The sequence below is a fragment of the Pseudomonas sp. MPR-R2A5 genome, from assembly GCF_058793055.1.
The window spans coordinates 1-19,966 of record NZ_JBXAFK010000064.1 but is presented as its reverse complement, the minus strand read 5'-3'; the positions used below and the strand labels follow the sequence as shown (position 1 = coordinate 19,966).

The 19,966-nt window shown below is 56.7% G+C and carries 20 protein-coding genes and 1 tRNA gene; 18 read left to right on the top strand and 3 right to left on the bottom strand.

Annotated elements, in window-relative coordinates:
• Window positions 1-2: 2 nt before the first annotated feature.
• Genes AC1Q6I_RS31100 through AC1Q6I_RS31085 form a run of 4 tightly spaced genes read left to right on the top strand, consistent with a single transcriptional unit; the run spans window position 3 to window position 3,422 of the window.
• Window positions 3-1,025 (top strand): LacI family DNA-binding transcriptional regulator, encoded by a 1,023-nt coding sequence (locus tag AC1Q6I_RS31100; protein ID WP_024076476.1) that lies wholly within the window; start codon window positions 3-5, stop codon window positions 1,023-1,025.
• Window positions 1,026-1,048: 23 nt separating this feature from the next.
• Complete coding sequence (rbsK, locus tag AC1Q6I_RS31095; protein WP_102625268.1) at window positions 1,049-1,966, top strand: ribokinase; 918 nt, start codon at window positions 1,049-1,051, stop codon at window positions 1,964-1,966.
• Window positions 1,963-2,367, top strand: coding sequence for a D-ribose pyranase (gene rbsD / locus AC1Q6I_RS31090; RefSeq protein WP_102625267.1), 405 nt, complete (start codon window positions 1,963-1,965; stop codon window positions 2,365-2,367). The genes rbsK and rbsD overlap by 4 nt, the downstream gene beginning before the upstream one ends.
• A gap of 26 nt (window positions 2,368-2,393) precedes the next feature.
• A complete protein-coding gene (locus AC1Q6I_RS31085; protein ID WP_102625266.1) occupies window positions 2,394-3,422 on the top strand; it encodes a nucleoside hydrolase in 1,029 nt (342 codons plus the stop codon).
• Window positions 3,423-3,455: 33 nt separating this feature from the next.
• On the opposite strand, the gene AC1Q6I_RS31080 is transcribed toward AC1Q6I_RS31085, so the two are convergent.
• A complete protein-coding gene (locus AC1Q6I_RS31080; protein WP_024076472.1) occupies window positions 3,456-3,668 on the bottom strand; it encodes a hypothetical protein in 213 nt (70 codons plus the stop codon).
• 155 nt (window positions 3,669-3,823) lie between these two features.
• On the opposite strand from AC1Q6I_RS31080, the gene AC1Q6I_RS31075 reads away from it, so the two are divergent.
• Both AC1Q6I_RS31075 and AC1Q6I_RS31070 read left to right on the top strand, forming a co-directional pair.
• Window positions 3,824-4,132 carry a hypothetical protein gene (locus AC1Q6I_RS31075; RefSeq protein ID WP_024076471.1) on the top strand — a complete coding sequence of 103 codons (309 nt, stop codon included), beginning with the start codon at window positions 3,824-3,826 and terminating at the stop codon, window positions 4,130-4,132.
• 144 nt (window positions 4,133-4,276) lie between these two features.
• A complete protein-coding gene (locus tag AC1Q6I_RS31070; RefSeq protein WP_024076470.1) occupies window positions 4,277-4,597 on the top strand; it encodes an I78 family peptidase inhibitor in 321 nt (106 codons plus the stop codon).
• A 73-nt stretch (window positions 4,598-4,670) separates the two neighbouring features.
• On the opposite strand, the gene AC1Q6I_RS31065 is transcribed toward AC1Q6I_RS31070, so the two are convergent.
• Window positions 4,671-4,883 (bottom strand): cold-shock protein, encoded by a 213-nt coding sequence (locus tag AC1Q6I_RS31065; RefSeq protein WP_003234260.1) that lies wholly within the window; start codon window positions 4,881-4,883, stop codon window positions 4,671-4,673.
• 289 nt (window positions 4,884-5,172) lie between these two features.
• On the bottom strand, window positions 5,173-5,487 hold the full coding sequence (locus tag AC1Q6I_RS31060) for a hypothetical protein (RefSeq protein ID WP_102625265.1): 315 nt from the start codon (window positions 5,485-5,487) through the stop codon (window positions 5,173-5,175).
• Between the two features lie 365 nt (window positions 5,488-5,852).
• Here AC1Q6I_RS31060 and thrS point away from each other — a divergent pair, with 365 nt between their 5' ends.
• From thrS to dpdG, 12 genes are all read left to right on the top strand, one after another.
• A complete protein-coding gene (gene thrS, locus AC1Q6I_RS31055; protein WP_024076468.1) occupies window positions 5,853-7,775 on the top strand; it encodes a threonine--tRNA ligase in 1,923 nt (640 codons plus the stop codon).
• Window positions 7,775-8,326, top strand: coding sequence for a translation initiation factor IF-3 (gene infC / locus AC1Q6I_RS31050; protein WP_169850653.1), 552 nt, complete (start codon window positions 7,775-7,777; stop codon window positions 8,324-8,326). Before thrS ends, infC begins: the two co-directional genes overlap by 1 nt.
• Before the next feature lie 60 nt (window positions 8,327-8,386).
• A complete protein-coding gene (gene rpmI / locus AC1Q6I_RS31045) occupies window positions 8,387-8,581 on the top strand; it encodes a 50S ribosomal protein L35 (protein WP_002553160.1) in 195 nt (64 codons plus the stop codon).
• Window positions 8,582-8,611: 30 nt separating this feature from the next.
• Complete coding sequence (rplT, locus tag AC1Q6I_RS31040) at window positions 8,612-8,968, top strand: 50S ribosomal protein L20 (protein WP_002553161.1); 357 nt, start codon at window positions 8,612-8,614, stop codon at window positions 8,966-8,968.
• A gap of 108 nt (window positions 8,969-9,076) precedes the next feature.
• Window positions 9,077-10,093: a phenylalanine--tRNA ligase subunit alpha gene (pheS, locus tag AC1Q6I_RS31035; protein WP_024076467.1), complete on the top strand. Its 1,017-nt coding sequence runs from the start codon at window positions 9,077-9,079 to the stop codon at window positions 10,091-10,093.
• A gap of 26 nt (window positions 10,094-10,119) precedes the next feature.
• Window positions 10,120-12,498, top strand: coding sequence for a phenylalanine--tRNA ligase subunit beta (gene pheT, locus AC1Q6I_RS31030; RefSeq protein WP_069076657.1), 2,379 nt, complete (start codon window positions 10,120-10,122; stop codon window positions 12,496-12,498).
• Window positions 12,499-12,501: 3 nt separating this feature from the next.
• Window positions 12,502-12,804 carry an integration host factor subunit alpha gene (ihfA, locus tag AC1Q6I_RS31025; RefSeq protein ID WP_002553164.1) on the top strand — a complete coding sequence of 101 codons (303 nt, stop codon included), beginning with the start codon at window positions 12,502-12,504 and terminating at the stop codon, window positions 12,802-12,804.
• Window positions 12,785-13,141 carry a MerR family transcriptional regulator gene (locus AC1Q6I_RS31020; protein WP_003174972.1) on the top strand — a complete coding sequence of 119 codons (357 nt, stop codon included), beginning with the start codon at window positions 12,785-12,787 and terminating at the stop codon, window positions 13,139-13,141. Before ihfA ends, AC1Q6I_RS31020 begins: the two co-directional genes overlap by 20 nt.
• A gap of 90 nt (window positions 13,142-13,231) precedes the next feature.
• Window positions 13,232-13,308, top strand: a tRNA-Pro gene (locus AC1Q6I_RS31015).
• A 443-nt stretch (window positions 13,309-13,751) separates the two neighbouring features.
• Complete coding sequence (gene dpdE / locus AC1Q6I_RS31010; protein WP_102625264.1) at window positions 13,752-16,841, top strand: protein DpdE; 3,090 nt, start codon at window positions 13,752-13,754, stop codon at window positions 16,839-16,841.
• Window positions 16,838-19,315: a protein DpdF gene (dpdF, locus tag AC1Q6I_RS31005; RefSeq protein WP_102625263.1), complete on the top strand. Its 2,478-nt coding sequence runs from the start codon at window positions 16,838-16,840 to the stop codon at window positions 19,313-19,315. Before dpdE ends, dpdF begins: the two co-directional genes overlap by 4 nt.
• Before the next feature lie 2 nt (window positions 19,316-19,317).
• Window positions 19,318-19,905 (top strand): protein DpdG, encoded by a 588-nt coding sequence (dpdG, locus tag AC1Q6I_RS31000; protein ID WP_102625262.1) that lies wholly within the window; start codon window positions 19,318-19,320, stop codon window positions 19,903-19,905.
• Window positions 19,906-19,966: the final 61 nt, after the last annotated feature.

Here is a 19,966-nt window from a genome sequence, read left to right as displayed (position 1 = left end):
CCATGGCAACGATCAAGGATGTGGCAGCGCTTGCCGGTATTTCCTACACCACCGTGTCCCATGTGGTGAACAAGACGCGTCCGGTCAGCGAGCCGGTGCGCATCAAGGTGGAAGCCGCGATCAAGCAGTTGGACTACGTGCCCAGCGCCGTCGCGCGCTCGCTCAAGGCCAAGACCACGGCGACTATTGGCCTGCTGGTACCCAACAGCCTCAACCCGTATTTTGCCGAGCTGGCCCGAGGCATCGAGGATTACTGCGAGCGCAATGGCTATTGCGTGATCCTGTGTAATTCCGACGACAATGCTGAAAAGCAACGCAGCTACCTGCGGGTGTTGCTGGAAAAACGTGTCGATGGCTTGATCGTGACCTCCGTGGGCGGTGACGACAGCGGCCTCGCCGCGGGTTTGAGCGCGGTGCGCACGCCCATGGTCATCGTCGACCGGGCATTGGACGGCATTGACGTTGACCTGGTGCGTATCGACCACGAGGAGGGCGCTTACCTGGCCACCCGGCACTTGCTTGAACTGGGTCACCGGGACATCGCCTGTATTGGCGGCCCAGTCCATACCCGCGTGGCGCAGATGCGCCTGGCGGGGTATCACCGTGCGCTGCGCGAGGCGGGTGTGGAGGTGGCGGCTGATCGCACCCGGGAAAGCGACTTCACCAGTACCGGTGGTTATGCTGCGGCTGTGCAGTTATTGGCAGAAAACCCGCCCAGCGCAATCTTCGCCAGCAACGACATGATCGGCTTTGGTGTGCTGCGCGCGGCGGCTGAACGTAATCTCCGCGTGCCCGGCGAGCTGTCGGTGATTGGTTTCGACGATATTCAAATGGGCCGTTACGTCTACCCGGCGCTGACCACGGTCGGGCAATCGATCGTGCAACTGGGCGAGACGGCTGCCGAACTTTTACTGCGACGGATTGCGACACCCCAACTGCCGATCGATCAACGCATCGTGACGCCGAGCATCGTGTTGCGTGAGTCGACGGCGCCAATTGCCGGTGTGTTCGCCCAATACCGCTGAACCGAATTGATGAGTATTGATGTATGCCAGCAAAAGTAGTGGTAGTAGGCAGCTTGAACATGGACCTGGTGACCCGTGCCAGTCGCTTGCCCCGTGCCGGTGAAACCTTGATCGGCCAATCGTTTTCCACCGTTCCCGGCGGCAAGGGCGCCAACCAGGCCGTGGCTTCGGCGCGGCTGGGGGCAGAGGTTGCGATGATCGGTTGTGTCGGCACTGATGCCTACGGCAGCCAACTGCGCGAGGCGCTGCGGGTGGAAGGCATCGATTGCGGGGCTGTGAGCACCGTTGCCGGCTCCAGCGGCGTGGCGCTGATTGTCGTAGATGACAGCAGCCAGAACGCCATTGTGATCGTCGCGGGCAGTAACGGTGAACTCACGCCGGCTTCGTTGCAGGCGTCTGACGCGGTGCTGCAGGCCGCCGATGTGATCGTCTGCCAGCTTGAAGTGCCAATGGAGACTGTGGGGCATGCGCTCAAGCGCGGTCGTGAGCTGGGTAAGACGGTTATTCTTAACCCGGCGCCGGTCAGCGGTCCTTTGCCGACCGAGTGGTATGCCTCGATCGACTACCTGATTCCCAATGAAAGCGAGGCGACCGCGCTGAGCGGTGTGGCGGTCGACTCCCTCGACAGCGCCAAGTTGGCTGCAACCGAATTGATCAAGGCGGGCGCGGGTAAAGTCATCATTACCCTTGGTGCCCAGGGCGCATTGTTCGCCGATGGCCACGGCTTTGAGCACCTGGTGGCGCCCAAGGTCAAGGCGGTGGATACCACGGCGGCCGGTGATACTTTTGTGGGTGGCTTTGCCGCGGCATTGGCCAGCGGCAAGAGCGAAGCCGAGGCCATTCGATTCGGCCAAGTGGCGGCGGCGCTGTCGGTGACCCGTGACGGCGCCCAGCCTTCCATCCCTACGCTGCACGACGTACAAGGTTTTGTGCCCTCATGAAAAAGACACCCCTGCTCAATATTGCTCTGTCGCGCCTGATCGCGTCCCTGGGGCACGGCGACATTCTGGTCATCGGCGATGCTGGTCTGCCAGTACCGCCGGGTGTCGAGTTGATCGACCTGGCGCTGACCCAGGGCATTCCCGATTTCATCAGTACCTTGCGTATCGTGCTCAGTGAAATGCAGGTGGAAAGCCATGTGCTGGCCGAAGAAATCCTGCTTAAACAGCCACCGGCGCTGACTGAGCTGAACAGTCTGAACACACAGGCCCATCTCGGCGAGCGTCGCCTGGTCAGCCATGAAGCGTTCAAGCAGCTCAGCCGCAACGCGCGCGCCATTGTTCGCACCGGTGAGTGCCAGCCTTATTGCAATATCGCGCTGGTGTCCGGCGTCACGTTCTAGCGTTTCCCAACGACAAGGAGTGTTCCATGCAACGTAGTCTTCCCACCCTGAGAAATCTGTTCCGGAGTGTCCTGCTTTTGTCCGCACTCACTGCAGCAAGCGCCCAAGCGGCGGAAAAAATCGACCTGATCATCGACACCGACCCGGGCGCTGACGACGTGGTGGCCTTGCTGTTTGCCATGGCTTCCCCGGAGGAGTTGAATATTCGCGCGCTGACCACCGTCGCAGGTAACGTGCGCCTGGACAAGACATCGCGCAATGCGCGCCTGGCCCGCGAGTGGGCAGGGCGTGAGGACATCCCGGTGTACGCCGGTGCGCCAAAACCGCTGCTGCGTACGCCTATCTATGCCGAGAATATCCATGGCAAGGAAGGCATTTCCGGTGTGACGGTGCATGAGCCGAAAAAAGGCCTGGCCGAAGGCAATGCTGTCGACTACCTGATCAAGACCCTCAGCACCGCCAAGCCCCACAGCATCACCATCGCCATGCTCGGCCCACAGACCAACCTGGCGCTGGCATTGACCCAGGCTCCTGACATTACCCAAGGCATCAAGGAAGTGGTGGTAATGGGCGGCGCGCACTTCAATGGCGGCAATATCACGCCGGTGGCTGAGTTCAACCTGTTCGCCGACCCGATAGCGGCCGAGATCGTACTCAAGAGTGGCGTCAAGCTGACCTACCTGCCGCTGGACGTGACCCACAAGGTGCTGACCAGCGAGGCGCGCCTGAAAAAGATCGCGGACATCAAGAACAACGCGAGCAAGGTCGTCGGCGATATTCTCAATGAATACGTCAAGGGTGACATGGAGCACTACGGCATCCCAGGTGGCCCGGTGCACGACGCCACCGTGATTGCTTACCTGCTCAAGCCTTCTCTGTTCAGTGGGCGTCAGGCCAATATGGTGGTGGACAGCCGCGAAGGACCGACCTTCGGCCAGACCATCGTCGACTGGTATGACGGCCTGAAGCAGGAAAAGAATGTGTTCTGGGTTGAGAACGGCGATGCCCAGGGCTTCTTCGATCTGTTGACCGAGCGCTTGGCACGCCTGAAGTAATGCAGTTGCCGGTTGGCGCTCGCCGGCCGGTTCTTAATCGCGCTCGGGGTCGTGTGCACCCCGGTAATCGGTCGGGTATTTCTCGAATATCTGGCCGATGAATGCCTGTGCGGCTTGGGTGCCGAGTTCCTTGACCAGCAGGTCGATGCCAATGATCGCCAATTCTTCCGGGCTTCCGGGGCTGTAGGAGCTCTGTCCTTGGTGCCATTTGGCTTTGATATCGGCTTGAAGGGTTACGGTACTCATGGGCGGCTCACGATCTGAAAAGTGCTGGGCAGTGCGCTGAAACTCGGTTCTTGCGGGCGCAGTTAACCATTTTGCGCAGGGTTTGGCACTGCTACTTAGGCATGAGGGGGTGGCTGTGCGACACTGGTCGCCTGTCTAACTGCCGGGGACACCAGGTGCAGATCGATTTGAATAACCCCGAAAGCCTGACGCTGGTGGCCGTGCGCCAATTGATCGCCAGTGCCAGCGACGATGAACATACCCAGTTGCGCGTGACCAAGAGCGGTATCGCCTATATCTCATCGGGCAAAGCGGTGGGTGGCGTTGATATTGATGGGTTGCTGTTTCGTCTGGAAACGTGGGCCAAGGGCTCTGGGTATGTAGGCAATGTGGCGGCCAGCGACGAAGTCTGGGTCATGCAGATTTTCAATGCGCTGAAGGAGAACTGGCCGACGCCACGGTTTGACTACATTGATATCTACTGAGTACGTTCATATCTGGTCACGATTGGCCGGGCGAATGCCCGCTCTGAGTCAGGCAGACTTGCCCGCAGGCGATTTACGTCTTGAAACCAATCCGTCTGACGGCTGTCGCACGATCTCTGTTCATTTTTTATCATAGGAGGCTTCATGCCTTGGAAGCTCGCATCATTCGGTACTTTGTTGGCAGCACTCGCGTTGGCGGGTTGCAGCACCCCAGGTGCCTCTGAGCCAGCCAAAGACGCCGCCACGGCCGACACCGGCCATAGCCGCTGTGAGTCGAAGGCCGCCGAGTTCGCGATTGGCCAGAAAGCCTCGCCCCAACTGCTGGAGCAGGCGCGCGCCCGTGCCGGTGCGCAGAATGCACGGATCCTCAAGCCCAACGATATGATCACCCTGGAATACCGCTCCGACCGCCTGAACCTGAACACCGACGACAACCTGGTGATCACGCGGGTCAATTGCGGCTGACAGCCTCCGGGTTTTTGCGCCACCCATAAAAAACCCCGTCACATGGACGGGGTTTTTTTAGCTCAGCGGAGAATTACTCGCCGCGAACCTGTGCAGCTTGCATACCCTTTTGGCCTTTCTCAGCCACGAAGGAAACGGTTTGGCCTTCTTTCAGGCTTTTGAAACCGTCGCTTTCGATAGCTTTGAAGTGTACGAACAGGTCGTCACCGCCACCTTGAGGAGTGATGAAGCCGAAGCCTTTTTCATCGTTGAACCATTTAACGGTGCCGGTTTGGCGATTAGACATGGTGTATCTCCAAGAAACATATATTTTCAGTAGTGCTGTGCTGCTCAGGCCAACTGGGCACACCGGGCTATCATAGTCGAAATGTTCGACTTGGGAGCCCCCCCAAGGCATTGTTTGCGAGTCAATAGCGTTGCGTTTACTACCTGAATCGGCTGAAAGCCCCGATCTACGGGGCTTTTGTGCGAAATATAAGCTGGTAAAAAAAGCCGTAAAAGCTGCGTAATTTGTGAGAAATGGCAGTTTTCGAGGTGTTTTTCCAGCAAAACAGCCGTCTGATCAGGGGTGAATATTACTTTTTCTTCACGACCTTGCACGACGAAATAGCCGCGACTGCCTTGTTTTTAAGGTTCGGGCTGGCGTTCTGGTTGGTCATCAGCTCTTTGATCTCGGCCGTGCTCAATTCGGCGTTGATTTTGTCCGCGCCGCATTGGCAATGTTCTTTGGCGGTTTTGACGTCCACATTTTGGCTGGCGGCAGAGGTGCAGTCTTTAACGAAGCTGTCACGGGCACCGGCTGGCCAGTTGGAAGGCGCAGCTGCTTGTGCGCCAAGGGAAAGGAGGCTCAGGGTAGCGGCGAGAGCGAGGGTCGAGGTAAAACGCATCATGGGATGCTCCTTTGGGTCGAGGACGAACAGCGATTCTCAGTGGGTTTGAGGCGTCGCGTACAGCTCAAGTTCACTTTTACCGCTATAAAGGCTGGAATTTGTCTTTACGTCGGATGGCGCCGGCGCGATGACCGTTCATCTGTGCTAGCATCAGCCACCTGGCTATTCCCGGGCGCGCCATTTGCCGCCTTGCCATGTTCCTTTTGTTCACTCCAGTCACTCTGGTTCGATTATCGGTTTGCCGAAAGGCTCCTGCCGCTGTAAGGCAGGCGTTCGTTGCTGAACGGCCTGGTGTTGGATCTTGTACTGGCTCATCCCAACCCACGTGACCTTTGGTAGGGGTCACCACTAGGAGAGGAGGCGCCATGCCAACTATTACTCTTCCCGATGGCAGTCAACGTTCATTCGATCATTCGGTTTCCGTCGCCGAGGTCGCCGCATCCATTGGTGCCGGCCTGGCCAAGGCCACCGTGGCCGGCAAGGTCGACGGCAAGCTGGTCGACGCCAGCGACCTGATTACCTCCGACGCCAGCCTGCAGATCATCACGCCCAAGGATCAAGAGGGGCTGGAGATCATTCGTCACTCTTGCGCGCACCTGATTGGCCACGCGGTCAAGCAGTTGTACCCCACCGCGAAAATGGTGATCGGCCCGGTCATTGACGAAGGTTTCTATTACGACATCGCCTACGAGCGTCCTTTTACGCCGGACGACCTGGCCGCCATCGAACAGCGCATGCACGCGCTGATCGAAAAAGATTACGACGTCATCAAGAAAGTCACCCCGCGCGCCGAAGTGATCGACGTGTTTACTGCGCGTGGCGAAGACTACAAGCTGCGCCTGGTAGAAGACATGCCGGACGAACAGGCCATGGGCCTGTATTACCATGAAGAATACGTCGACATGTGCCGTGGCCCGCACGTACCGAATACGCGTTTCCTCAAGTCGTTCAAGCTGACCAAGCTGTCCGGTGCCTACTGGCGCGGCGATGCCAAGAACGAGCAACTGCAGCGGATCTACGGCACCGCCTGGGCTGACAAGAAGCAGCTGGCGGCCTACATCCAGCGCATCGAAGAAGCCGAGAAACGCGACCACCGCAAGATCGGCAAGCGCCTGAACCTGTTTCACCTCCAGGAAGAAGCGCCGGGCATGGTGTTCTGGCACCCGAACGGCTGGACCCTGTACCAGGTGCTTGAACAGTACATGCGCAAGGTGCAGCGTGAGAACGGCTACCTGGAGATCAAGACTCCTCAGGTTGTTGACCGTAGCCTGTGGGAGAAATCCGGGCACTGGGCCAACTACGCCGACAATATGTTCACCACCCAGTCGGAAAACCGCGACTACGCCATCAAGCCGATGAACTGCCCTTGCCACGTGCAGGTGTTCAACCAGGGCTTGAAGAGCTACCGCGAGTTGCCGATGCGCCTGGCCGAGTTCGGTGCCTGCCACCGTAACGAGCCATCGGGTGCATTGCACGGCATCATGCGCGTACGCGGCTTCACCCAGGACGACGCACACATCTTCTGCACCGAAGAACAGATGCAGGCGGAGTCCGCTGCATTTATCAAGCTGACCATGGACGTTTATCGCGATTTCGGTTTTACCGAAGTCGAAATGAAGCTGTCCACTCGTCCGGAAAAGCGCGTCGGTTCCGACGAGCTATGGGACCGCGCCGAAGCGGCACTCGCCGCTGCGCTAGACAGCGCGGGCCTTGCGTACGATCTGCAACCGGGTGAGGGCGCGTTCTACGGGCCTAAAATCGAGTTCTCGCTGAAAGATTGCCTTGGCCGTGTCTGGCAATGTGGTACCTTGCAGCTCGATTTTAACCTGCCGATCCGTCTGGGAGCCGAATACGTCTCCGAAGACAACAGCCGTAAACACCCGGTCATGTTGCACCGGGCGATCCTTGGCTCGTTCGAACGGTTCGTCGGGATCCTGATCGAGCACTACGAGGGTGCGTTCCCCGCGTGGCTGGCTCCGACCCAGGCAGTGATCATGAATATCACTGATAAACAGGCAGATTTTGCCGCTGAAGTTGAAAAAACTCTCAACGAAAGCGGATTTCGTGCCAAGTCCGACTTGAGAAATGAAAAGATCGGCTTTAAAATCCGCGAGCATACTTTGCTCAAGGTTCCCTATCTTTTGGTTATCGGAGATCGGGAAGTCGAGATGCAGACTGTCGCTGTGCGTACTCGTGAAGGTGCTGACCTGGGCTCGATGCCCGTCGCCCAGTTCGCTGAGTTCCTCGCGCAAGCGGTTTCCCGGCGTGGTCGCCCAGATTCGGAGTAATTATTATTAAGCGTGAAATGAGACAAGATAAACGAGCTGCACCGAAAGCCCCGATCAACGAGAATATCTCGGCACGCGAGGTTCGGTTAATTGGCGCTGACGGCGAGCAGATTGGCATCGTCTCGATTGATGAAGCGCTTCGTATCGCTGAAGAGTCCAAATTGGACCTGGTGGAAATTTCCGCCGACGCAGTCCCGCCTGTTTGCCGGGTGATGGACTACGGCAAGTCGATCTTCGAAAAGAAGAAGCAGATTGCTGCGGCGAAGAAGAACCAGAAGCAGATTCAAGTAAAAGAAATCAAGTTTCGTCCAGGGACGGAGGAAGGGGATTACCAGGTAAAACTGCGCAACCTGGTACGTTTCCTGAGTGATGGGGACAGGGCCAAGGTATCCTTGCGATTCCGCGGCCGTGAGATGGCCCACCAGGAGCTGGGGATGGAACTCCTCAAGCGGGTTGAAGCTGACCTGCTCGAGTACGGTTCGGTCGAACAGCATCCTAAGATGGAAGGACGCCAGCTGATCATGGTCATCGCCCCGAAAAAGAAGAAGTAATCAACAGGGCACGGCAGGCCTTCTGATTATGTTTATCAACTGAATGCGGAGTATCCGAACATGCCAAAGATGAAGACTAAAAGTGGTGCTGCTAAGCGGTTTCTGAAAACTGCTAACGGTATCAAGCACAAGCACGCTTTCAAGAGCCACATCCTGACCAAAATGTCGACCAAGCGTAAGCGTCAACTGCGCGGTAGCAGCTTGCTGCATCCGTCTGACGTGGCAAAAGTCGAGCGCATGCTGCGCCTTCGTTAATTTTTGGATCAAGACTAGAGGAAGTAACTCATGGCTCGTGTAAAGCGTGGCGTCATTGCCCGTAAACGTCACAAAAAAATTCTGAAACTTGCTAAAGGCTACTACGGCGCACGCTCACGCGTATTCCGTGTTGCCAAGCAAGCGGTAATCAAGGCAGGCCAATACGCCTACCGTGACCGTCGTCAGAAAAAACGTCAGTTCCGCGCTCTGTGGATCGCTCGTATCAACGCTGGTGCTCGTGTTAACGGTCTGTCCTACAGCCGTTTCATTGCTGGCCTGAAAAAAGCGTCCATCGAGATCGACCGTAAGGTTCTGGCTGATCTGGCAGTGAACGAAAAAGCGGCGTTTGCTGCGATTGTCGAGAAAGCTAAAGCCACCTTGGCTTAAGTACCCCCGACAGTCACCCTGGGTTACTCTGTAGCCCAAGGTGTTAAACGTCTTAAATAGGGGAAGAGCCTTCAAGCTCTTCCCCTATTTTGTATCTGGAGTCTGTACATGGAAAACCTGGACGCGCTCGTCGCTCAAGCTCTTGAGGCTGTGCAAAGCGCTGAAGATATCAATGCCCTGGAGCAAATCCGGGTTCACTACCTTGGCAAGAAGGGTGAATTGACTCAGGTGATGAAGACCCTGGGAAATTTGCCGGCTGAAGAGCGTCCGCAAGTCGGTGCGCTGATCAACGTTGCCAAGGAGCGTGTCACAGAGGTTCTCAATGCGCGCAAGGCGTCGCTCGAGGAGGCCGATCTTGCGGCCAAGCTCGCCGCCGAGTCCATTGACGTGACCCTGCCTGGCCGTGGCCAGGCTTCGGGCGGTCTGCATCCGATTACCCGGACTCTGGAACGTATCGAGCAGTTCTTCACTCACATCGGCTACGGCATCGCCGAAGGCCCTGAGGTCGAAGACGACTATCACAACTTCGAGGCGCTCAACATCCCCGGCCATCACCCGGCCCGGTCGATGCACGATACCTTCTATTTCAATGCGAACATGCTGTTGCGCACCCATACCTCGCCGGTACAGGTCCGCACCATGGAATCGCAGAAGCCGCCGATCCGCATCGTCTGCCCAGGCCGTGTGTACCGTAGCGACTCCGATATCACCCACTCGCCGATGTTCCACCAGGTCGAAGGCCTGCTGGTTGATCGCGATATCAACTTCGCCGACCTCAAGGGCACCATCGAAGAGTTCCTGCGGGTGTTCTTCGAGAAAGAGTTGGCGGTGCGTTTCCGTCCATCGTTCTTCCCGTTCACCGAGCCGTCCGCTGAAGTCGACATGGAATGTGTGATGTGCAGCGGTAAAGGCTGCCGCGTCTGCAAGCAGACGGGTTGGTTGGAAGTGATGGGCTGCGGCATGGTTCACCCCAACGTGCTGCGCATGTCCGGGATCGACCCGGAAGAGTTCTCGGGCTTTGCCTTCGGCATGGGCGTTGAGCGTCTGGCCATGCTGCGTTACGGCGTGAACGACTTGCGTCTGTTCTTCGACAACGACTTGCGGTTCCTCGCGCAATTTCGCTAGTCGTAACGAATCTTTAGGAGAGCAGGATGAAATTCAGTGAACAATGGCTGCGTGGCTGGGTAAGCCCGCAGGTAAATCGCGACGAGCTGGTTGCTCGTCTGTCGATGGCCGGCCTTGAGGTCGATAGCGTTACCCCGGCTGCTGGCGTATTCAGTGGCGTGGTTGTGGGCGAGGTGCTGAGCACCGAGCAGCATCCTGACGCCGACAAGTTGCGTGTATGCCAGGTCAGCAATGGCACGGAAACCTTCCAGGTCGTGTGCGGAGCGCCCAACGTGCGTCCGGGCCTGAAGATCCCGTTCGCCATGATCGGTGCCGAACTGCCGGGTGACTTCAAGATCAAGAAAGCCAAGCTGCGCGGTGTCGAGTCCAACGGGATGCTGTGCTCCCAGGCTGAACTGCAGGTAGGCGAGGGCAACGATGGCCTGATGGAGCTGCCGGCCGACGCGCCTGTGGGCCAGGACATTCGTGCCTATTTGGAACTGGAAGACGCCAGCATCGAGGTTGACCTGACCCCGAACCGTGGCGACTGCCTGTCCCTGGCGGGCCTGGCGCGTGAAGTGGGCGCGCTGTACGACGTCCCGGTCACCCGGCCCGTGATTACCGCCGTCCCTGCGGTGCACGACGAAGTCCGCCCGATTGAGGTGCTGGCGCCAAACGCGTGCCCTCGTTACCTGGGCCGTGTGATCCGCAACGTCGACCTGTCCAAGCCCACCCCGCTATGGATGGTTGAGCGCCTGCGTCGCGCTGACGTGCGCAGCATCGACGCTGCCGTCGACATCACCAACTATGTGATGATCGAGCTGGGCCAACCACTGCACGCGTTCGATCTCGCCGAAATCAATGGCGGCATCCGTGTGCGCATGGCAGAAGAAGGCGAGAAGCTGGTATTGCTTGACGGCCAGGAAGTAACGCTACGGGCTGACACCCTGGTAATCGCCGACCATTCCCGCGCCCTGGCGATTGCTGGCGTGATGGGGGGTGAGCACAGCGGCGTGTCCTCGACCACGCGTGACATCTTCCTTGAGAGCGCATTCTTCGACCAGATCGCCATCGCTGGCAAGGCCCGTTCCTACGGCCTGCATACCGATGCGTCGCACCGTTATGAGCGTGGCGTAGACTGGCAGCTCGCCCGTGAAGCCATGGAGCGCGCCACTGGCCTGCTGCTGGACATCACCGGTGGCGAAGCCGGCCCGATTACCGAGGCCGTGAGCGAACAGCATCTGCCGTCCGTTGCACCTATCACCCTGCGTGCCAAGAGTGTCGAGCAAATGCTCGGCCTGGTGATTGAGCCTGCTGAGATTGAGCGACTTCTGTCGGCTCTCGGCCTGGGTATTTCCGCAGGCGGGGAAGGGCAGTGGCGCGTTGAAGTGCCAAGCCATCGTTTCGATATCAGCCTGGAAGTCGACCTGATCGAAGAACTTGCCCGCCTGTACGGCTACAACCGTCTACCGGTTCGTTACCCGCAAGCACGCCTGGCACCGCAACCCAAGGCGGAGGCGCGTGCACACCTGCCTGAGCTGCGTCGTCTGCTGGTTGCCCGTGGTTACCAGGAAGCCGTGACCTACAGCTTCATCGATCCGAAGCAGTTCGAACTGTTCAACCCCGGTGTCGAGCCGTTGTTGTTGGCCAATCCGATTTCCAACGACATGGCCGCCATGCGTTCGTCCCTGTGGCCGGGCCTGGTGAAAGCGCTTTCCCACAACCTGAATCGTCAGCAGGATCGCGTGCGCATGTTCGAAAGCGGCCTGCGTTTTGTCGGCCAACTGGACGGTTTGAAGCAGGAACCGATGCTGGCCGGTGTAGTGTGCGGTAGCCGTCTGCCGGAAGGCTGGGCACAAGGTCGTGATGCGGTGGACTTCTTCGACGTCAAGGCTGACGTGGAAGCCGTATTGGGTTTTGCCGGTGCATTGGGTGATTTCACCTTCGTTCCAGGCAACCACCCGGCGCTGCACCCTGGCCAGACCGCGCGTATCGAGCGCGAAGGTCGCCTGGTAGGCTTCGTCGGCGCCATTCACCCGGAACTGTCGAAAACCCTCGGCCTTGACCGTCCGGTCTTCGTCTTTGAGTTGGTCCTGGCGGAAGTCGCTTCGGGCAAGATGCCTAAATTCAGCGAGCTGTCGCGCTTCCCTGAAGTGCGTCGAGACCTGGCCCTGATCGCCGACCGCGAAGTCGCCGCCACTGCCGTCCTGGATGTAATCCGTGAAAATGCAGGGGAATGGCTGACAGACCTCAGGCTATTTGACGTCTATCAGGGTAAAGGCATTGATCCGCATAGAAAAAGCCTTGCAGTTGGCTTGACCTGGCAGCATCCATCGCGCACTCTTAATGACGATGAGGTGAACACCACGACACAAAATATCCTCACCTCGCTCGAACAAAGGTTAAACGCCACGTTAAGGAAGTGACGTATGGGGGCTTTGACGAAAGCTGAGATGGCGGAACGTCTGTACGAAGAGTTGGGTCTGAACAAGCGCGAGGCCAAGGAATTGGTTGAGCTGTTTTTTGAAGAAATCAGACACGCTCTGGAAGACAATGAACAGGTCAAATTGTCCGGTTTCGGAAATTTTGACCTGCGGGACAAACGCCAGCGGCCTGGCCGCAATCCAAAAACGGGAGAAGAAATCCCGATCACGGCTCGCCGTGTGGTCACCTTTCGTCCAGGGCAGAAGTTGAAGGCCCGAGTTGAGGCTTATGCTGGAACCAAGTCATAACGACGAGCTACCCGTCATCCCAGGCAAACGCTACTTCACCATTGGTGAAGTCAGCGAGCTATGTGCGGTAAAACCGCACGTGCTGCGCTACTGGGAGCAGGAGTTTCCTCAACTCAACCCCGTCAAGCGTACCGGGAACCGTCGGTATTATCAGCGCCAGGATGTGCTGATGATCCGACAGATCCGTGCGTTGCTGTATGACCAGGGGTTCACCATCAGCGGCGCCCGCCAGCGCATGTCCGGTGATGAAGCCAAAGACGACACCACCCAATACAAGCAACTGATCCGCCAGATGATCTCCGAACTCGAAGATGTGCTGGTGGTGTTGAAGAAATGATTCAAGCTTTTAAAATACTTCCACATTTCAAAAGCTTGCGGTATATTCCTGATCGCTTCGTTGCGAAGCGAACCCAGTAACACGCCTAGTCGGGGCGTAGCGCAGTCCGGTAGCGCACTAGCATGGGGTGCTAGGGGTCGAGTGTTCGAATCACTCCGTCCCGACCATATTTTTCAATGACTTAGCCCAATCTGAAAAGATTGGGCTTTTTCATGTCTATAAAATACCCCCACATTTACCCCCACATTTTTTTATTTCATCACGCCTGTGACGATCGCTACGTAATGATGACTTGCTGCTAGCTACCCACCGATACCAACGACTCCAAAATGACGCTCTCTGGAGCGCCAGTCTCTCGGCACTCGTCGGGAATTAGTAGTGATGACCGGTGATCGCAGTAGTGGCAGTGGCAATTTGCCTCTGTGTCGGTGGCTTCTTGGTGAAAACGCAGATAGTGTATTCATTTTCGCACCAAAAATAGGCCGTAGTACCACAGGAATGGCCTTTAGGTGCTATATGAAGATATGTCCTAGACCCTTCGCTAGTTATTCGAACTGACAGCGGAGGACGGTTTTTAGTGTACGGATAGAAGCGCTGGTAGAGGGAAGAGATGAGCCAGGTATCGATGGTCGGGGAGTTGGTTCATTCCGACACGTTTCCCGGCATTGGCAAATTGTCGCGATTGAATCATGAGAGCGGCGAGTGTGAAGTTGTCTTCTTTGAGTCCCCCCTGAACCCAGAGGCGCGAAGGGTCGGAGTTAACCGAGATGAGTTGAGAAAGGCCCCCCTCTATGAGGAGGCTATAGTCTATTGCCGAGATTCACCTACAGGAATTTGGCGCCGTGGTCGGTACGGAGGGGCGCGACCATTTGGTCGGCATCTCGTGATTTTTCGCGTCGAGGATAATGACCAGACCGTTCTGAGTATTGACGATATCTATTGTCTGAATTTGGGGGCGTCAGGTCTGCTTGACCCTTCGGCCTTCCTGGCGAACCGCGCCAACGACGCTCCCTTTTTCTGCTCTCTGCGCCATGATTTCTTCGCGGCCTATATTGAGCAGCGCGCAGCATGTCGTTCTATCGGTGCGATTACGAGCAGCAGTGTGGAGTTGGAGCCACACCAGATTGCTGTAGTCAGGCGGGTACTTCAGGACCCTTCCCCCAAGTACTTGTTGGCGGATGAGGTGGGCTTGGGCAAGACAATTGAGGCCGGTCTGATCATTCGGGAGCACGTACTAGAAAGAAAGCGTGCAGCCAACGTGTTGATTGCCGTACCCGCTGCCTTGCTTGGCCAGTGGCACGCGGAATTGGTGGGGCGCTTTCATTTGGGCGAGGTGATATCCCTAAAGAGCAAACCACATCAGCTGATTCGGGTTTGCAGTCACGAACAATTGGAAGAGGCCTTGCTCGATGGGCAGCCTAGCCTGCTTGTTGTAGATGAGGCGCACCAGTTGGCGCCGTTGGCCTGGTCTACCGATGCATCTCTAAGCGCTCGGTTCCGGGTATTGGCAAAAGCCTGCCAAGCAGCCGAAGCGACTTTATTGCTATCGGGCACCCCGTTGAATGGGAATGAAAGGAATTTTCTGGCGATGTTGCATTGCCTGAGCCCTGAGGCGTACGAACTTTCTGAGATGGGGGTACGACGCTTTATCACCCGGGTGGAGCAGCGAGAATGGCTCGGAGGGTTGCACAGCGCTCTGACTCCGGGAAACTCCAACGCTGCCTTGGAGCAGATTCTGCAGGACCTGGGAAGCAAGTTCCCTGAGGATCAGGGGTTGCAGGATCGAATCAATAGTTTGCTGCCATTGGTGGATCTTTTTGCCGATGAAACCGGTGTACGACGCGAGCAAGAAGTTATCGCGTTGCGAAAATTCATTGGTGAGAATTACCGCTTGCACCAACGTATGCTCCGCAATCGTCGCGAGATGGGGCACCTAGCGCAGTTGTTCCCTGGGTTGGCCGGATTGCGGCGGAGTTACTGGCATATGGATCCACGAGTCGCGCCACTGGACATGTTGTTGGAGGAATATCGCAGCCTAGCTAGCAGAGATCCTGACAACTACCAGGCGATGAGTCCGCAGCAGTACCTAGAATGGGTAGACGATCTCTTGGTCAGCCCATTGTTAGTCGAACGCCGTGCCACGCAGGCGAGCACGACTCGATGGTCAACACTGCAAGCGACTGAGCGAGAGTTCCTTGCTGACATTTCCAGGCAGGCCTTGCGTGAGCAAGAGTGCAAGGATCGCAGCTTGTTTGAGAGTGTGGGTGCCTGGTTGGCTGAAAACGCCGGCGGTAAAGTCGTCGTGTTCTGCGGCGATTGTGGGGTCGCCGAACATGTATTTGCGGTGTTGAAGGATTCTCTGACTGTGGATGTAGAGCTCTATATCCCAGGGGGAGAGTTACAGTTCTTACAATCGAGCGGATCCGTACGGGTATTAGTTTGTGATCAGGGAGGAGAAGATGGGTTGAATTTACACGGTGGGCGGAGGCTCGCCGTGCATTACAGTTTGCCAAGATCTTTCAGTCGGATCGAGCAACGACTCGGACGCTTGAACCGATACAGTGCAAACTTGCCTGGTGTTCGGCCTGTGGAAAGTCTGGCTCTGCTTTCCGATCACGACGGGCTGTTCCGCAGGTGGCTGGATTTACTGGATAGTTCGGTGGGACTGTTCAGCCAGACGGTAGCGAGCCTGCAGTATGTGCTGGAAGAACACATTGAGCAGGCTTGGGAAACCGTTGCGCAATCGGGGGATGAGGCATTGCTGGTCAGTGCCATGCATCTAGGCGGCGAAAATGGGGTGCTTGCACGTGAGCGTCGCCGGGTCAAGGTGCAGGAGGAGTTGCTGGCGCTGGATGAAGATGTCGCAAACGCCAGCCAGTTTGCCGAGCAAATTGCCCACGCAGACGAAGTCGCCGAAGAGCAGATCGGGCGGATGTGTACTTGGATGACCCGTGGCCTAAGTTTCAAGCTAGTGGGAAGTCTGAATGGGCTGTTCAAACTGGGCTTCGCATTTGATCCCATCGCTCACGGCGGGCGTACCTTGGTGGATGTGCAGACCTTTATCGAAGGCTGTATCACCGGCATCGATCCAGACAGCGGTAACCCTCCATATACCGCGTCCATGAGCTTTTCCAGGCAGCAGGTATCAGGTCAGGCCGGAGCGTACCCGTTCCGATACGGTCAGCCATTCGTGGATTCGATCTATGACTTGACTATGGGGGATTCCCGGGGAGCAACAAGTGCATTTTTGCGGGTTCTGGACAACAGCAGTTTGCAGGCCCCGAAGGTTTTCTTCCGTCTCAACTGGCTGGTGTCTGCTACAGGATTGAACTGCACACGGCAGGCGCAGATCATCGGAGATGAGTTACTTGCCCCCGCAATTTATGGCCATTGGCTGACTGAAGATGGCAGCCTTGTAACATCCGAGAGTACCTTAAGATCCCTAGAGTGGCCCTATAAGAAACCAGCGAAAGGAGTTATCCGGGACCTGAATCTGCGCCATGACGTCTGGCCTGAACTAGAGTTCCTTTTGCCGGCGAGCGAGTGGAAACGTTTGGTTCTGAACATTGCTGAATTGAGTCGTCAGCAAGTCAGGAGTAACGCGCGCGGAGCGCAGAATTTAGCGTTTGAACCGCAGTTGCACCTTATGTCGATACATGCCCAAATTTTGTGTTCGAAAAATTTGCTGGAGAAGGCATGAAGCAGGCCGACTGGAATGCATTACAGAGAGCCTTGCTGTCTCCCGGGGAGACGCACGATGGGACCGTTGTCGAACCGTTCTTCCGACGTCTACTGGCGGTGATCAGAGACTCAAAGGCCGGTTATGCCGATCGCGCTTTAGCTTGCCGGGATGTATTTGGCTGCGCCCAGGCACATGGTGTCGCCCATTTGGCGCTACAACTCCCTACCGGCTCCGTTTCAGCGGAGCACTTGGCCCGTGCTGGACTGATCCAGGATCCTTTAACACTCCAAGTGCGACTGGATCAAACTCTGGAGGAGCCTGAGTTGGCAGTTTATAGGCGCCAGCGTCGCCGATACCTGCAGCAAATACCCATGGACGTGGCGCTCAGTGGCGCTTTGGAGAATGCGGGGTTTAGTCGCTATAACGGACGCGGTCAGCAAGCTGCGGTACGCACTCTGCTAACCTCGCCCGCGGATAGTACGGTCATAGTTAATTTACCGACTGGCTGCGGAAAAACTCTCGCTATTCAGGCGATGAGCCTGTTCGCCTATCGGCAGAAACTAGTACTCGTTGTTGTGCCAACTGTTGGCCTAGCGATCGAGCAGGCTCAGCGCGCTGGCGAAGTGCTGAAGGCTGCCGGCTCCGATCATGGAGGTAGTTATTTCTGGACTGGCGGACAAGCGGATGAGGAGCGTAAGCAGATACGCGAGCGTATGCTAGCCGGTACTCAACGTCTGTTGTTTTGTGCGCCAGAGTCGGTCATCACGGCACTTCGCCCCGTTTTGTTTCAATTAGCACAGCATGGTCTGCTGGGGGCCATGGTGATCGACGAAGCACACCTGGTTGATCATTGGGGAGCAGAATTTCGTCCAGAGTTTCAGTTGCTTGCTCCCTTGTTCCACTCCCTCAGAGAGCATTCATCAAGCGCCATTCGTACCCTGCTTATGTCGGCTACTTTCAGCGCCTCAACCCTAGAGTTGTTGAAAGACTCCTTCGTTCCTGATGGCTCTCAAGCCATTGAGGTCAACGGTAGTTTTTTGCGTCCCGAGACAAACTTCAATGTACGGAAGACTTCAGGGGAGCAAGAGCACCGGAATGCTGTGCTTGAAATGTTATGGCGTTTGCCTCGCCCGCTCATCCTCTACACAACAACACGAGAGGACGCCGAAAACTGGTGGCAAACGCTGATTGCACAGGGGTTTAGTCGGGTCGGGCTGTTCCATGGGGAGACCGACATATCATCCCGCAAGCTCCTGATTGATCAGTGGCAAGGCAATGCTCTGGACATTATGGTTGCGACCTCTGCGTTCGGTGTGGGCATGGACAAGAGCGATGTGCGTTCAGTGTTACATGCGGCAGTGCCAGAGAATATGGATCGCTTCTATCAAGAGGCCGGCCGCGGAGGGCGTGATGGCAACGCTTGCTGGTCCTGGCTAATTTTTCATCCAGCACAGGTTGTGGTGGCGGAACGTTTGTCGAAGGCGAAACTTATTTCTACTGGATTGGGACTGGCCCGCTGGAAGATGTTACTTCAGAGCCGTCAGCGTAAAGGCAATAGCTACTTCACTATCTCCCTAACGGCATTGCACCGGGACCTACAACGTCACAGCGAAGGTAATGAGGATTGGAATATGCGCACGCTGCTGCTGATGCAGCGCGCCGGGTTAATTCGCCTGTGTTATGCGCCGCCTGAAGCCCCTCTCTTCGAGGGCGCTCCTATAGAAGAGCATACGACGCTGCGGAGCCAGTATTTTGAACAGTATTTCAATCGTATTGGCGTGCAAATCTTGAACGATGCGCACATGTCCGAGGATGTATGGCAGCAGTATGTTGAGCCGCAGCGTTGTCGAGAAAAGCAGGCAAGAGCAATCGGATTCGCAAGCTTGCGCAATTGGTTGAATGATCCACAGCGGCCGCTATGCCGGCAGTTGGAAGAGTTCTATCGACCGGGGAGTATTGCACCTGAACGCAGTTGCGGCGGTTGCCCCGGATGTCGGGCCCAAGGGCGAGGCGCCTTCACACCAACGCTGAGTACCGTATTTCACCTGAACGGGTTGCCACCGATTTCGCTGCCGAGGTGGATGCCGCCATCGCAAGTGCTACGCCTTCGATATCGGCCAGAAACCTATCGTAGCGTCGAGCCGCGAGTGTTACTGCATAACTGGCGGAGATGGTTGGCGGAACTTCTGCGTAGCGGACAGGTGCAGGCGATTCGCGCCAGTCGTCCCTTGCTGAATGAATTGAAGCAGGCTGCTGAACTGAAAGCTCTTCCGTTCTGGTGCGCCTTGGAGCCAGGGGACAGTGCCGGGCACTGGATTGAGTTAGTACTGCTAATGCCTGGCGAAAACCACCTGCCGTCAGTGGGTATGGATGATCCGGCACAATTAATCGTTGCGCCCGAGACAGTGGCTGATCCGCTTCACCCATATCGGAGTTGGTGGGAGTGTGACCCGCAAAGCAGGATTCTGGACGAGTTTGTAAAGGATTTATAAGTATGTCGATGGTAAACAATGCCCATGCGGGCAGCAGTCTAGTACTGCTAAACCTGATTGACCGGGTGCTGATACGTAGAGGTAAGCCGGTAGCACGTAGCGAGTTATTAGAAATTTTGCGGCCGGACTTGCTTCCCAAAAGCGAGAACGGGGCAAAGCGCTTTGAGTGGAATTTGGATTTCTGGCTGGAGGAAGGACTTTGGCCGCAGGATGGTTTGGGACAGATTTCCGCGCCGGCCGGAGCTACCGAGCAAAACATTGCTCATAGGGTTTTGGCGTTGCTCGTAGACAATCTAAATTCGCAGTCCGAGCAGGAAATCTTAGATGGGACACGCAGTGAGCCCTTCTTCCGAGCTATGACCTGCCTACTGGCGCAGCGTCGCTATGTCTTTATGGGCGGCGGAACGGTGAGTGTCTCAAACGTCGCTGAGGCAGTGAACAGTTGGTTGTCAGGAAGAGGGATGAATGAAAGTAACGAGCGCTCCACGTTTCTGGCTTATGGGGAGTTCCTAGGGTTCCTAGAACCGTTTGATAAGGGCTACATCGTCGATCCCACTCTGGCAATCGAGCCCTATCTAGGGAAACTCTGAAAAAAACTTTCTGATTTGGCAAAATACCGCGACCCCACCCACCGAGTTTCCCGATGAAGCA

Excerpts from the sequence above, each read along its gene's own strand:
- AC1Q6I_RS31060 (WP_102625265.1), bottom strand. The coding sequence starts at position 5,487 with ATGATGCGTTTTACCTCGACCCTCGCTCTCGCCGCTACCCTGAGCCTC.
- AC1Q6I_RS31080 (WP_024076472.1), bottom strand. The coding sequence starts at position 3,668 with ATGAGTACCGTAACCCTTCAAGCCGATATCAAAGCCAAATGGCACCAA.
- AC1Q6I_RS31065 (WP_003234260.1), bottom strand. The coding sequence starts at position 4,883 with ATGTCTAATCGCCAAACCGGCACCGTTAAATGGTTCAACGATGAAAAA.
- rpmI (WP_002553160.1), top strand. The coding sequence starts at position 8,387 with ATGCCAAAGATGAAGACTAAAAGTGGTGCTGCTAAGCGGTTTCTGAAA.
- AC1Q6I_RS31100 (WP_024076476.1), top strand. The coding sequence starts at position 3 with ATGGCAACGATCAAGGATGTGGCAGCGCTTGCCGGTATTTCCTACACC.
- dpdE (WP_102625264.1), top strand. The coding sequence starts at position 13,752 with ATGAGCCAGGTATCGATGGTCGGGGAGTTGGTTCATTCCGACACGTTT.
- rbsD (WP_102625267.1), top strand. The coding sequence starts at position 1,963 with ATGAAAAAGACACCCCTGCTCAATATTGCTCTGTCGCGCCTGATCGCG.
- ihfA (WP_002553164.1), top strand. The coding sequence starts at position 12,502 with ATGGGGGCTTTGACGAAAGCTGAGATGGCGGAACGTCTGTACGAAGAG.
- AC1Q6I_RS31070 (WP_024076470.1), top strand. The coding sequence starts at position 4,277 with ATGCCTTGGAAGCTCGCATCATTCGGTACTTTGTTGGCAGCACTCGCG.
- AC1Q6I_RS31020 (WP_003174972.1), top strand. The coding sequence starts at position 12,785 with ATGCTGGAACCAAGTCATAACGACGAGCTACCCGTCATCCCAGGCAAA.
- thrS (WP_024076468.1), top strand. The coding sequence starts at position 5,853 with ATGCCAACTATTACTCTTCCCGATGGCAGTCAACGTTCATTCGATCAT.
- pheS (WP_024076467.1), top strand. The coding sequence starts at position 9,077 with ATGGAAAACCTGGACGCGCTCGTCGCTCAAGCTCTTGAGGCTGTGCAA.
- pheT (WP_069076657.1), top strand. The coding sequence starts at position 10,120 with ATGAAATTCAGTGAACAATGGCTGCGTGGCTGGGTAAGCCCGCAGGTA.
- rbsK (WP_102625268.1), top strand. The coding sequence starts at position 1,049 with ATGCCAGCAAAAGTAGTGGTAGTAGGCAGCTTGAACATGGACCTGGTG.
- dpdF (WP_102625263.1), top strand. The coding sequence starts at position 16,838 with ATGAAGCAGGCCGACTGGAATGCATTACAGAGAGCCTTGCTGTCTCCC.
- rplT (WP_002553161.1), top strand. The coding sequence starts at position 8,612 with ATGGCTCGTGTAAAGCGTGGCGTCATTGCCCGTAAACGTCACAAAAAA.
- AC1Q6I_RS31085 (WP_102625266.1), top strand. The coding sequence starts at position 2,394 with ATGCAACGTAGTCTTCCCACCCTGAGAAATCTGTTCCGGAGTGTCCTG.
- dpdG (WP_102625262.1), top strand. The coding sequence starts at position 19,318 with ATGTCGATGGTAAACAATGCCCATGCGGGCAGCAGTCTAGTACTGCTA.